This is a genomic window from Flavobacterium cryoconiti (assembly GCF_048158645.1).
In the GTDB taxonomy this organism is placed as follows: Bacteria; Bacteroidota; Bacteroidia; order Flavobacteriales; family Flavobacteriaceae; genus Flavobacterium; species Flavobacterium cryoconiti.
On record NZ_JBLNKW010000001.1, the window covers coordinates 350,369 to 363,000 of the forward strand.

Below are 12,632 nucleotides of genomic sequence, written 5' to 3' on the forward strand. Positions count from 1 at the left end.
CAAAAATCGTTAATCTACAATCGAAAATCAATACGTTCCACGTGAAACAAAATCAAATTTGCATTATATATAAAGGGATTCAGTTGTAAACTGCGACTGAAAACTGAAAATTAACAATATGGATATTTCAAATAAAAAGCATTTTTTAACCGTTAAAGATTATTCCGTTTCTCAAGAAACATTTGATTTATATCACGACGAAGAGTTGGATATGTTAATCACACATCCGCAACCCAGTTTAGAAAATTTAGGAAAGTATTACGAAAGCGTGGATTACATTTCCCATACAGACAGTAAGCGATCCTTGTTTGAAAAAGCATATCATTTTGTAAAAAGCATTGCACTAAAAAACAAACTGAATTTAATTAATTCGTTACAACCTAATAAAGGAAGTATTTTAGATATTGGCGCAGGAACTGGTGATTTTTTATCAGTGGCTAAAGAAAACGGCTGGCATACCATAGGAGTGGAGCCAAGTGATAAAGCTAAAGCGATTGCAAAACAGAAAGGTGTTTCCTTTGTTAATGAAACAAGCGAATTAGAAAGTCATTCTTTTGACGTTATTTCGATGTGGCATGTTCTGGAACATGTTCCAGATTTAGACGAGCAATTAAAAGAATTAAAACGATTATTAAAACCACACGGAACTTTAATAATTGCGGTTCCAAACTTCAAATCATTTGACGCAAAACATTACGGAAAATTTTGGGCGGCTTATGATGTGCCAATTCATTTTTGGCATTTTTCAAAAAAGGCAATAAAAATGCTTTTTGAAAAAGAGGAAATGCAATTGGTAAAAGTACTTCCTATGAAATTTGATTCTTTTTATGTGAGCTTGCTTTCAGAAAAATACAAAACAGGGAAAATGAATTTCATCAAGGCCTTTTTCGTCGGATTACAATCCAATTGGGAGGCGACGAGTGATTTGGAGTATTCCTCGCACATTTACATCCTAAAAAACAACTAAAAAGCATTTTAAGCGCATTTAAACGACGTTTTTTGGGCGAATTGAAGTCTTTGTCGGATTTTTAAACTAATTCGTTTATTTAAAAGATATGAAGCTTGTTTTTAATAGTCATAAATTATGCATTTATCAATTATAATAATCAAATCTTATATCATAAATATTTTGCATTTTTCAAACTTTATGTCAATGCTATCTATTTTTTTATATTTTTGTCACCAATACTTAAAACTAGAAATTCATCAAAATGAAATCGAAGATTCACGAATACCAAAAAAGAAATATTAAAAATATGAGTAAAAAAGCATTAGTAATTATCGCACTTTCAATTTCACTTGTATCTTGTAACAAACCAGTTGCAGAAGTTAAGGAAGTAAAAACAGCTTACGTAGATACTTCAGTGTTGATGAAAGAATATACAGAAGCAAAAGATCTAGAAGCAAAATATAAAGCAAAATCAGAAGAGAAAGGAAGACAGTTAGAAGCTGAAATTAATCGTTTCAAACAAGAAGCAGCAGGTTTTCAAGCACAAGCGCAGGCTAACGGTCAAGCTTGGGCACAACAAAAAGGAGCTGAATTGCAAAAAAGAGAGCAACAATTAGGTGCTGCACAACAACAATTAGCACAAGAGTTGCAACAAGAAAGCGGAAAAGAAATGGATTCGTTGGTTAGCGGTGTAAAAAAATTCATCAAAACTTACGGTAAAGAAAAAGGATACTCTTATATCTACGGAACAGGCGACGCAGCTTCAATTTTGTATGCTGAAGACAAATATGATATAACAAAAGAGATCATTAAAGAATTGAACGATAAATACAAATCTGCAACTCCAAAAGAAGAAGCTAAAAAATAATTTTTTATATTAATTCAAATGAATGCCTTCGTCTAAAATTTAGATTGGAGGCATTTTTTTTGAAGCAATTTCCCGCTATTCGCTTTAATCTCTCGTTTAGAAAGCGTTTTTTTCTTACCCATAAAAGGAGCTTCCTGCGGTCGCTCTTTTCAGGCTAGAAAAAATCACTTTCTAAATCTCGAGGATTTTCGCTGCTATCGGGGCTGAAAAATTGTGAAATCAAGACATAAATTGTCTTCCAAAAATTAAAATATGAATCCTATTTTCAATACTTTAGCTTTATATATACACGCCTAATGCAAACAATTTCTGAAGCCGCTGTCTACACCTTACGATTCATCAATCAAACCCATCGATCTGTTTTCCTTACCGGAAAAGCAGGAACTGGAAAAACCACACTTTTACGCGAAATTATCCAAACTACGCACAAGAATACCGTTGTTGTTGCTCCTACGGGAATTGCCGCGTTAAATGCGGGCGGCGTAACGATACATTCCATGTTTCAGTTGCCGTTTGGAGGATTTATTCCTGATAATTCTTCCCTTCAATTTTCTGAAAGCACCAAATTTGAAACCAAAGCTACTTTGCGCAGGCATTTCAAAATGAGCGGTTTGAAGAAATCCGTAATTCGGAATATGGAATTATTGATAATTGATGAAGTCAGTATGCTTCGCGCTGATTTATTGGACGCTATGGATTATATGATGCAAACCGTCCGTAAAAAAAGTACCCCTTTTGGTGGCGTTCAAGTATTGTTTATTGGGGACTTGTTGCAATTGCCTCCTGTAATTCGGGATGAAGAATGGAGAACGTTAAAAACATATTACAAAGGGAAATTCTTTTTCCATTCGCATGTCGTGCAGCAAAATCCACCGTTGTATATTGAATTATCCAAGATTTTTCGTCAGACCGATGATACTTTTATTGCAGTTTTAAACAACCTGCGTAACAACCAGATTTCTCAAGAAGATATTCAAACTTTAAATCAATATGTAAAACCGGATTTTGATTTAAAAGCCAATAAAGGGTACATCACTTTAACTACACATAACAACAAAGCGGATTCAATGAATGCGCAGGCTTTGGAAGATTTAGAGGGAAAGTTGGTGGTTTATAAACCGGAAATTGTGGGTGACTTTCCAGAGAAAATTTTCCCGGTAGAAGAAAAGTTGCAGTTGAAAGTGGGAGCGCAAATCATGTTTGTCAAAAATGATTTGTCTTTTGATAAAAATTATTTCAACGGAAAAATGGGCGTTATCAAATCGCTTTCGAGCCATGAAATTTTGGTTTATTTTCCTGAAGAAAACAAAACCATTGAAGTCGAAAAATACGAATGGCAAAATATTCGTTACAAAGTAGACGAAATGACCAAAGAAATTGAAGAAGAGGTTTTAGGAACTTTTGTTCATTATCCGATAAAATTAGCTTGGGCAATAACGGTTCATAAAAGCCAGGGATTGACCTTTGACAAAGCTGCGCTCGATGTTTCGCAAGTTTTTCTTCCGGGACAAGCGTATGTAGCATTATCACGTTTGCGCTCGTTAGAAGGGCTTATTTTACTTTCTCCGCTGCGAATGAATGGAATTTCTAATGATCAGGATGTGATGGATTATTCACTCAATAAAGCTTCGGATTCATTTTTAGAAAATGCACTGCACTTTGAAACCAAAAATTTCATTCACAATTATTTGATTAACAGCTTCGATTGGGCTGATTTGGCTCAGGAATGGCGCAATCATAGATTCAGCTATTCGGAAAAATCAGAAAGTTCAGAGAAATCCAAACATGCGGTTTGGGCCAAAAAGCAAACGGAAGTCATCGAACAACTTTTGGATCCATCCAAAAAATTTATATCTCAATTGAATAAATTATTCAGCCAAGAAACCGCCGATTTAAACCATATTTCGGAAAGAATCCAAGCGGCATTTGGTTATTTTCTGGAGCCAATGGATGATTTGGTTTTTGAAATCCTTTGGAAACTGGAAGAAGTAAAACGAATCAAGAAAGTAAAAGCCTTTTATGATGAATTAATCGTTTTGGAAGAAATGCAGTCTAAAGCCGTTTTGCGATTAATGAAAGCCAAACTATTGATAGAAACGGTTGTTGCTGGTGAAACTATTTCGAAAGAGAAATTGACTTCGTCAGAAATTAAAAACTACATCAGCCGAAAAACGGAAGCGATTCAAAATCAATTCAAGAAATTGAATATCACTTTGATTGATGATGATAAAGATATTGAGCGTTATACTTCAAAAAGGAAATCAGATAAAAAAGAATCTAAGAAATCTACCGTGCAGGAAACCTATGAATTGTGGCTGGAGAAGAATTCAATTGCCGAAATCGCTGCAATCAGAAAATTAACCATACAAACCATCGACGGGCATTTAGTACGGCTTATTCAAGCAGGAACGATTGCTATTACAGATGTTTTACCAGAAGATAAGTTACGCGAACTAGCGGAAGCTTTTAGAGGCTACAAAGAGGAATCTTTGAATAATTTGAAGGAACAAGTAGGCGAGAAGTTTACTTGGGACGAACTGAAAATGTTTAAGGCGAGTTTGAATTAAAAATAAGAACCATAAATAGCTTAATCAGTGATTTCAAGATCTGATTGGGTTAATTGAATAATTAGGGTTCAACTGTCATAAGTTGAACTCTTTTACTTAGACCCAACCTTCCCGGATTACTTTTCCAATGAGTTCAGCGGTAGTGGAGGTTGCTGTTTTTTTGAGTAATTTCTTTCTGTAGGTATCAATAGTATGTTGGGATAAAGACAACTCGTTAGCAATTTCCTTGCTTATTTTTCCTGCAATCATCAAATTGATAATTTGTTTTTCCCGTTTTGACAAAAAGGAAGTAGCAGTATATTTTTGCTCTACATCAATGTTTATATAAGACGGTTCTCCATCAATACCTATTAAGGAAAGTAAAGGTTTACCCTCGGTTTTGAGATCCGAAATATCGGTATGAACGCCTAAGGTTTTATAGAAAAAGCCATCATCATCATAATCAATCACCACTACTTGTTGTAAAATACGTAAGTAGTCGCCATTGGCTTTTCTTATTCTAAAATCGTATCTGATTTTATAAAAAGGGATTTTTTCTATCGGTAAATTAGCGAAAAAAGTGCCAATAAAATTTTCAAAACTCAAAACAATGGGTTGGTCTTCAGGATGAATTCTGTCAAAAAAATCGGCAAGCGATAAGTCTTTTGCGCTAACACCCAGCATTTTTTCAAAATGTTCACTTACAAATTCTAAATTTGCTTCAGGAACATTTAGAATCATATAGTAAAAATCTCCAACTTGAAATAAGTTGAACAGTTTTTTGTGTACTTCTAAATCAATGGTCAATTCTTCCCCAGACTTTTTAGTTCTTGTTATAGGTTTCCATATAACACTAAATTCATTAAAGGATGATTTTTTTATATTTGGAATTTAATAGTATGGTAAAATAGGAATTATATCGGAACAAATCTGTTTTAGTGATTTTAATTTTAACAGAGACGAATCAATCAAGAGTTGTAATTTCTAAACAATTAGTTTTCTTTTGGAGACAAAATGCCCTAGCCCTGGTAGAAACGAAAATCCTTGTGGAGGCTTGGCTTTTGCCACCACAAGATTGTAGTGGATAACAGGAAATAGCTCCAAAAAAACCTATTCGGTTAAAAATAGGTTTTTTTATTATAGTGATTCAATCAATATCCAAGCTTCAGGATTGTGGTTTTTCTGAATTTCAGATTGTGCTTTTTGCGCTTCTGCAAAAGTAGAATAGCTTCCGTAAAGGACAGGAAATAATCCATGTTTATTAGGAGCAATACGACGGGCTTTGTATCCTAAATGAATTAATTGATTAAATGTCTTAGTTGCATTTTTTTCTTCTCTATAAACACCAGCCATAATATGATAGGACATTTTTACTTCCTTAACGGCTGATTTAACTGATAATGTTACAGCTGGAACTGGACTTTTGATAAAGAAAGTAGCTTCCTGAATTTTATTTTGCACTTGTTTTTGAACAGCAGTTTCAACAAGCATTGTTTCTGAGGCAATTTGGTTTTGGTAAATAGAATAACCAACACTTCCTGTAAGGCCTAATCCTAATACGAAAATCGCTGCATATTTTAAATAAGGACTTGCGGTTCTTGTTTCAGGAACCAATTGAATTGTTTCTTTTTCTTCAATTGTTTCAATTTGTTTTTCGAAGATTTCTCTTTTTACAAGTGGAGAAACAAAAGGAGCTAAACCAAAAGAACTTGCCAAATAATTGGTTTGATCGTAAGCTTTGAAAACCAAATTATTATCGGCATTCAAAGAAAGATCGCCTATGTTTTTTATAGAAAATAAGTTGTTTTCTTCTAATGCTTTTTTCCAAGTAAAAACTTCATACTGAATAGCGCTTACGGCATATTCATAAGATGTTTTTTCAGCTTGAGCAATATGATTGGCTAATAATCCATCATTATTCTTTAGATTAGCATTGAAAGAAATCATTTTTTTTGGTGGAGAAAATGAATTTGTGCTTTCATTCAACTGAGCCGACTGAGTTTCGGTCAAAAAAGCTCCGAATCCCGGAACGGTTACACATTGATAACGGTATAAAAGCTGCGCGATGTATAGTTCGATTTTCATACTTACAAAGTTATACAACGAAAATAGTTATCAAAATTTTATTCACAATTTTTATTAACAATCCGCTTTAAATTTTATACATTTCACTCACAAATGATTAGCATGAAAGAACAAGATTTATTTTATTTATTGGCCCTGCAAAGAGTAGAGGGTGTGGGTGATATTATGGCTAAAAAACTGATTACGCATTGCGGAAGTGCCGAAGAAGTCTTCCATACAAAAACAGGACAACTCGCCGCCATTGATGGCGTAGGTTCTATGTTACTGAAAAATTTAAAAGACAAATCAGTGTTCGAAAAAGCGAATCAAGAGCTTCAATACATAAAATCGAATGATATTAATGCCGTCTATTTTCAAGATGAAGGATATCCCGAACGTTTGAAACATTGTATCGACGGACCACTTTTATTATTTACCTCGGGTAATATCAATTTAAAAAACAAAAAAATAATCAGTATCGTAGGCACGCGTCAAATCACGTCTTACGGAATGGAATTCTGTAGAAAGTTGATTGAAGATTTGGCACCGCTGGATCCAATAATCGTAAGTGGTTTTGCCTACGGTGTGGATATTGTGGCACATCAACTGGCAATGGAAAATAATTTGCAAACGATAGGGGTTGTAGCACATGGTTTAAACCAAATTTACCCTAAAACGCATAAAAAGTATGTCGCCAAAGTAGAACAAAATGGTGGTTTTATGACCGAGTTTTGGAGCAGCTCGAATCCAGATAAAGAAAATTTTGTTCGCAGAAACAGAATCGTTGCAGGAATGACCGAAGCCACTATCGTAATTGAATCAGCCGATAGAGGTGGTTCGTTGATTACGGCCAACATGGCCAATGATTACAATCGTGATGTTTTTGCCGTTCCGGGACGTGTTACGGACAAATACAGCCAAGGTTGCAACAACCTGATTAAAACCCAAAAAGCAAATGTGCTCACCAGCGCCGCCGATTTAATTTATATCTTGAATTGGGATTTGGAGAAAGAAGTAAAAACAGTACAAAAACAATTGTTTGTGACTTTGGAAGAAGAGGAACAAAAAGTTTATGATTACCTTTTAAAAACGGGAAAAGAAGTAATGGATATTATTGCTTTGCGTTGTGATTTTCCTATTTATAAAATCTCAGGAATGCTTTTGAATATGGAACTCAAAGGTGTGATTCGACCTTTGCCGGGGAAATTGTTTGAGGCGATTTAGCGAAAATAAAAAACATAAAATGTAGATGCTTCCAGCGTGACAAATAGCAAGAAAAAATGGGTTGGTAATATATTGATGCGCAACAAACACACTCTACTTAGTTTGTCACGCTGGAAGCGTCTCAAATTTATGAGAGCAATAACAATAGATTTTAAGAGTACATTATGATAGAATACACAGAAGGCATTTACAATTTTTATGTTTACATATTGACTAATAAAAATAAAACGGTGCTATATACAGGCGTCACAAATGACCTAAAACGACGTTTGCAAGAACATAAAGAAAAAACAAATCCAAATAGTTTTACTGCACGATATAATGTTGAATTTTTGCTTTATTATGAGCATTTTACTTGGATACAGCTTGCTATTGCTCGTGAGAAAGAAATTAAAGATTTGAAACGAGATAAAAAAGAAATATTAATTAATACGATTAATCCAGATTGGAATTTTTTAAACGATTTATTTTAATTGTTTAATCTAGAGACGCTTCCAGCGTGACAAATAGTTAAGAAAAAAATTGTTGGTACAATATTTATAAGCAACAAACACGCTCTACTTATGTTTGTCACGCTGGAGCGTCTCAATGCACGAGAGAAAATTAATTGAGACGCTTCCAGCGTGACAAATTAAGTGGTGAATTACAAATATAATGCAATTGCATTAGGCCTTTTTTTAATAAATAATGATTTTTTAAACCTCAAACCCTAATTTTACTCTCACTCTATTCAAAACGCCATTGGCAACAACTGTCGCTTTTTCGGCTCCTTTTTTGAGTAAAGCGTCTACTTCAGGAAGATTGTTCATGTAGTAATTGTATTTTTCTCTTTCAGTTTTGAATGTTTCTGTTATCAATTCAAATAAAGCTTGTTTGGCGTGACCGTAACCATAATTTCCACCCAAATAATTAGCTCTCATAATGGCTAGTTGTTCTTCATTTGCCAATAAAGAATAAATAGCAAAAGCATTACATGTATCTGGATTCTTAGGTTCTTCAAGCGGCGTGCTATCGGTTTCAATACTCATGACTTGTTTACGCAACGCTTTGTCATCCAGGAAAATATTGATAATATTATTGGCAGATTTACTCATTTTCCCTCCATTGGTTCCAGGAATAAGCATGCTGTCTTCTTGAATTTTGGCTTCAGGAAGTACAAAAGTTTCTCCCATTTGGTGGTTGAAACGAGACGCTACATCGCGTGTAATTTCAAGGTGTTGCAATTGGTCTTTTCCTACGGGAACAAACTCGGCATCGTATAATAAAATATCGGCAGCCATCAACATTGGATAGGAAAACAAACCAGCATTTACATCTTCGAGTCTGTCGGCTTTATCTTTGAAAGAATGTGCTAATGTTAAGCGTTGAAAAGGGAAAAAACAACTCAAATACCATGATAACTCGGCTGTTTGGGGCACATCAGATTGTCTATAGAAAACTACTTTATCTACATTTAATCCACAAGCCAACCAAGCGGCAGCCGTGCTGTAGGTATTTGCTCTTAAGGTTTCTCCGTTTTTTATTTGTGTTATCGAATGTAAATCGGCAATGAAAAGGAACGATTCGTTTTCAGGATTATCAGATAATGCTATTGCGGGAATGATTGCGCCAAGTAAGTTGCCTAAATGTGGCGTTCCTGTGCTTTGAACACCAGTAAGTATTTTTGCCATTATAATTTTATTTACCGCAAAGGTTGCAAAGTTTTTCGCAAAGTTCGCAAGGTTTTTCTAGTTTTTATGTTATAAATAATTTTCAAATTTAATTCTTTTAATAATATTAACATATGATTCCTTATTTTTGACGTCATGAGAGGAATAAAAATTATTTTTTGGACGTTATGGCGTGTGTGGTTTTATATTTTGATGGCCATTCCTATATTAGTAATGTTTCCTTTCTTAGTACTATCAATCCTGACGGAAAGAGGTTATCCGTATTTTTTTAAGATGGCTCGTATTTGGGCAAAATGTATTCTTTTTGGAATGGGTTTTTATTATAAAATAGATAAAAATCAAGAACTGGAGTCGCATAAAAGCTATATGATTGTTGCTAATCATACCTCAATGGCCGATATTATGCTGATGCTTGCCACAATTAAAAATCCATTTGTTTTTGTAGGCAAAAAAGAATTATCAAAAATTCCTTTGTTTGGATTTTTCTACAAAAGAACCTGTATTTTGGTGGATAGAAGTTGTTCCAAAAGTAAAATGGAAGTTTTTAATCGGGCACAAAAAAGAATAAATCAAGGACTGAGTATCTGTATTTTCCCCGAAGGAGGCGTTCCGGATGATGAATCGGTTTTATTGGATTCTTTTAAAGATGGTGCTTTTAGATTAGCAATTGATCATGAAATTCCCATTGTCCCTATTACTTTTGCAGACAATAAAAAAAGATTTTCATATTCCTTTTTCAGTGGAAGCCCAGGACTTATGCGAGTAAAAATTCATTCCCATGTTGACACTTTAGGCAAAACCGGATTGGATAGAAAAGAAATTCGCGAAGAAGTACGTGAAACAATTTATACCCAATTAATTGCTTTCGATTCTATTAAAAATTATAAATAATTCCCGAATACAGGCCAATAAAAACGGGTTTATAATCTCCGGAGTTTTTGGAATAGGTATTCAATTGATACTTAACCATAGGCTCAAAATTAATTTGAAATGATTTTACCAATTGGTATTTAAATCCCAATCCAACATTAGTACTAAAATGAATGTCGTTCAAATTTTTTGCTTCTCCTAATTTAACATTGGTATCAGAGGAAACCAATGATATTTTATTCTGATTTAGAAATAATGTACTTATTCCTCCAATTATGTTAATGCCAAATCTCTTGTTTAAAACGGCATACGAAAGTTCCAACGGCACTTCGTAATAACCCATTTTTTGATTTAATGCGCCGGTATTAGTTTTTTGCAAGTCTTTTTCAAAAGTGATTAGCGTATTAAGGGCAGATTCGTTTTTAATCTCAATTAATTGGTTTGAACTATAATTGATATTTGCCAAATTATTGTTTGATAACCCCGATGAATAAACAACGTTATTGGTGTTGTATCCTAACGTAAGCTTATTAATACCTGTCCGTATGGCTATTTTTTTAGAAACGGCATAATTTACTCCAATACCAAAACTTAGGCTATTATCGGCCGTTTTTTCGTTTTTCGAAAATTGAGGGTCAATAGGAGATCCGCCCGAATTTGAATTCAGATACACCGCGGCAACATTGGGTATAATTTGCCATTTGTTTTTGTTACTAAGAACAACAGTTTGTTTTTCGGCTTGTTTCGTTTTTAGAATTTCCTCTAATTCGTTTGGGGATTCCGGAGTAATTGCCGGTTCTTTTTTAGATTCTATACCAGCAATTTTAGATTCCTCTTTTTCTTGGAGCGCCTTTTTTTCCTGCGTTTGATTTTGAATGTTCTCAAACGAATTTGGATTTTGTGCTCTGTTTTTATCCGCAATTAACGGGCTGTAATTAATGATGCCTCTTCCTGTAGCTGCTTGTTTTAGCGGTGAATTATTTTTTGAGAAATAAAGGTTAGTATTATTTTGATTTTTCTTTTTGTCAGCAATGGATTTTGATGGAGTAAAAGTTGTAATTTCTTTTTCATGGTTTCTAACGGTTTTTGGGTTAGTTATTACTACTTGTTGACTATTTTTTATTTCGAATGGGCTGTTCTCTTTTTCAGTTTTATTTGGAATGGATTCCTTCTTTTCCGATTTTTTATCCAAAGTTTTCGGGTCTAAAACGATACTGTTTTTAATTTCAGTATTCGTTTTGAAGACTATGTTTAACGCAAATAAGCCTAAAATAAAAGCAGCGGCAATTCCTGAAAATCGCATCCAAAACGGAATTATTTTTCGCTCTTTTTCTTTTTCCTTTAAAGCCTCCTCTATGTTTATCCAAACTTGATCGTCTGGTTCTGCTTCAAAATCTTTGAATTTTTCTTGAAACAGTCGGTCTATGTTTTTTTTGTCGTTCATTTTGCCAATGACTTTATTTCAATTCTTGTATATGCTTCTATTTTCTCTTTTAAAATCAACCGTGCTCTGGCAAGATTCGATTTTGTGGTTCCTGTAGTTATTTTAAGCATTTCTGCGACCTCTTTATGAGAATAACCATCGAGAACGTAGAGGCTGAATACTAATCTATATTGATCAGGTAATTCTTGAATGATTCGCATTAAATATTCAATCGGGATATTCTCATCATCAATTTCAACTTCCTCGTCAGGAATATTTTCATTGATAACCTCCATGTATCGGACGCCTTTGTATTTTTGGAGCGCATTGTTTATCATTATTCTTTTGGCCCAGCCTTCAAAAGAGCCTTTGCCGCTAAACTGTTCTATTTTTTTGAAGATAATTAGGAACCCATCTTGTAAATTGTCTTGGGCATCAGCATAATTACTGGAATACTTCAAGCATACTCCAAAAAACTTTTTAGCAAACAATTGATACAATTGTTCTTGAGCTTTGGAGCAACTTTTTTTACAGTCATTAATTATTTGATCTAATCCCACAGAATTTATTCTATTTGTTAGTTGACTACAGGAACTTCTACTTCTTCGAAAATCTCTTTACCAGTGGCATCTTTCCCTTTATAAAACTTAAAAATGTACGAACCAGTATTGGTTACATAAAAATTAAAAGACGCTTCTGACGGTGTTGGGATTGATTGCGTACAAACTTGACCATTCTTTACCGCAGCTTGAATAGCTATAGTTCGTGTATTTAGTTCTTTACTGTAATAAATGCCTTGAAAAAAATGACATGAAGAAGGTTTTGTATATTTTAATTTTATTTCATAGGTATTTCCCAATGTAAATTTTTCAGGTAAGGTATAACTATCTACAGGAAGTACTTCATAAGTGTAAGTATCTTGATTGCCATTATCAAGAGAGCATCCTGTCAGGGTAGTAACGAACAGAATAAACAGAGCAAATTTTTTCATTTTTTTCATTTTTTAAATTTATACTAT

The 12,632-nt window shown here is 33.9% G+C and carries 12 protein-coding genes; 6 read left to right on the forward strand and 6 right to left on the reverse strand.

The genetic code is table 11. From position 1 onward, the window contains the following. Positions 1-118: 118 nt before the first annotated feature. The 3 genes from ACM55H_RS01450 to ACM55H_RS01460 all read left to right on the forward strand — a co-directional run bounded on the left by ACM55H_RS01450 (position 119) and on the right by ACM55H_RS01460 (position 4,384). Entirely contained in the window at positions 119-967 is an 849-nt protein-coding gene (locus tag ACM55H_RS01450; protein ID WP_416834810.1) for a class I SAM-dependent methyltransferase, read from the forward strand. A gap of 244 nt (positions 968-1,211) precedes the next feature. Beyond that, positions 1,212-1,817 carry an OmpH/Skp family outer membrane protein gene (locus ACM55H_RS01455; protein ID WP_416834811.1) on the forward strand — a complete coding sequence of 202 codons (606 nt, stop codon included), beginning with the start codon at positions 1,212-1,214 and terminating at the stop codon, positions 1,815-1,817. 296 nt (positions 1,818-2,113) lie between these two features. Beyond that, on the forward strand, positions 2,114-4,384 hold the full coding sequence (locus ACM55H_RS01460; RefSeq protein WP_416834812.1) for a helix-turn-helix domain-containing protein: 2,271 nt from the start codon (positions 2,114-2,116) through the stop codon (positions 4,382-4,384). Between the two features lie 96 nt (positions 4,385-4,480). Here ACM55H_RS01460 and ACM55H_RS01465 read toward each other — a convergent pair whose 3' ends face one another. Both ACM55H_RS01465 and ACM55H_RS01470 read right to left on the reverse strand, forming a co-directional pair. After that, on the reverse strand, positions 4,481-5,170 hold the full coding sequence (locus ACM55H_RS01465; protein WP_416834813.1) for a LuxR C-terminal-related transcriptional regulator: 690 nt from the start codon (positions 5,168-5,170) through the stop codon (positions 4,481-4,483). A gap of 330 nt (positions 5,171-5,500) precedes the next feature. Then, complete coding sequence (locus tag ACM55H_RS01470) at positions 5,501-6,448, reverse strand: HU domain-containing protein (protein WP_416834814.1); 948 nt, start codon at positions 6,446-6,448, stop codon at positions 5,501-5,503. A gap of 102 nt (positions 6,449-6,550) precedes the next feature. On the opposite strand from ACM55H_RS01470, the gene dprA reads away from it, so the two are divergent. Both dprA and ACM55H_RS01480 read left to right on the forward strand, forming a co-directional pair. After that, complete coding sequence (dprA, locus tag ACM55H_RS01475; protein WP_416834815.1) at positions 6,551-7,651, forward strand: DNA-processing protein DprA; 1,101 nt, start codon at positions 6,551-6,553, stop codon at positions 7,649-7,651. Positions 7,652-7,815: 164 nt separating this feature from the next. Further along, the gene (locus ACM55H_RS01480) at positions 7,816-8,124 is read left to right on the forward strand and encodes a GIY-YIG nuclease family protein (RefSeq protein WP_416834816.1); all 309 of its coding nucleotides are present in this window, start codon (positions 7,816-7,818) and stop codon (positions 8,122-8,124) included. Between the two features lie 222 nt (positions 8,125-8,346). On the opposite strand, the gene trpS is transcribed toward ACM55H_RS01480, so the two are convergent. Continuing rightward, positions 8,347-9,321: a tryptophan--tRNA ligase gene (gene trpS, locus ACM55H_RS01485; protein ID WP_416834817.1), complete on the reverse strand. Its 975-nt coding sequence runs from the start codon at positions 9,319-9,321 to the stop codon at positions 8,347-8,349. Between the two features lie 135 nt (positions 9,322-9,456). Here trpS and ACM55H_RS01490 point away from each other — a divergent pair, with 135 nt between their 5' ends. After that, positions 9,457-10,212, forward strand: a complete 756-nt coding sequence (locus ACM55H_RS01490; protein WP_416834818.1) for a lysophospholipid acyltransferase family protein — start codon at positions 9,457-9,459, stop codon at positions 10,210-10,212. On the opposite strand, the gene ACM55H_RS01495 is transcribed toward ACM55H_RS01490, so the two are convergent. Genes ACM55H_RS01495 through ACM55H_RS01505 form a run of 3 tightly spaced genes read right to left on the reverse strand, consistent with a single transcriptional unit; the run spans position 10,196 to position 12,605 of the window. Then, positions 10,196-11,635, reverse strand: coding sequence for a hypothetical protein (locus ACM55H_RS01495; RefSeq protein ID WP_416834819.1), 1,440 nt, complete (start codon positions 11,633-11,635; stop codon positions 10,196-10,198). The genes ACM55H_RS01490 and ACM55H_RS01495 overlap by 17 nt on opposite strands. Beyond that, positions 11,632-12,174: an RNA polymerase sigma factor gene (locus tag ACM55H_RS01500; protein ID WP_416834820.1), complete on the reverse strand. Its 543-nt coding sequence runs from the start codon at positions 12,172-12,174 to the stop codon at positions 11,632-11,634. Before ACM55H_RS01500 ends, ACM55H_RS01495 begins: the two co-directional genes overlap by 4 nt. Positions 12,175-12,191: 17 nt before the next feature. Then, positions 12,192-12,605, reverse strand: coding sequence for a hypothetical protein (locus ACM55H_RS01505; RefSeq protein ID WP_416834821.1), 414 nt, complete (start codon positions 12,603-12,605; stop codon positions 12,192-12,194). Positions 12,606-12,632 lie beyond the last annotated feature (27 nt).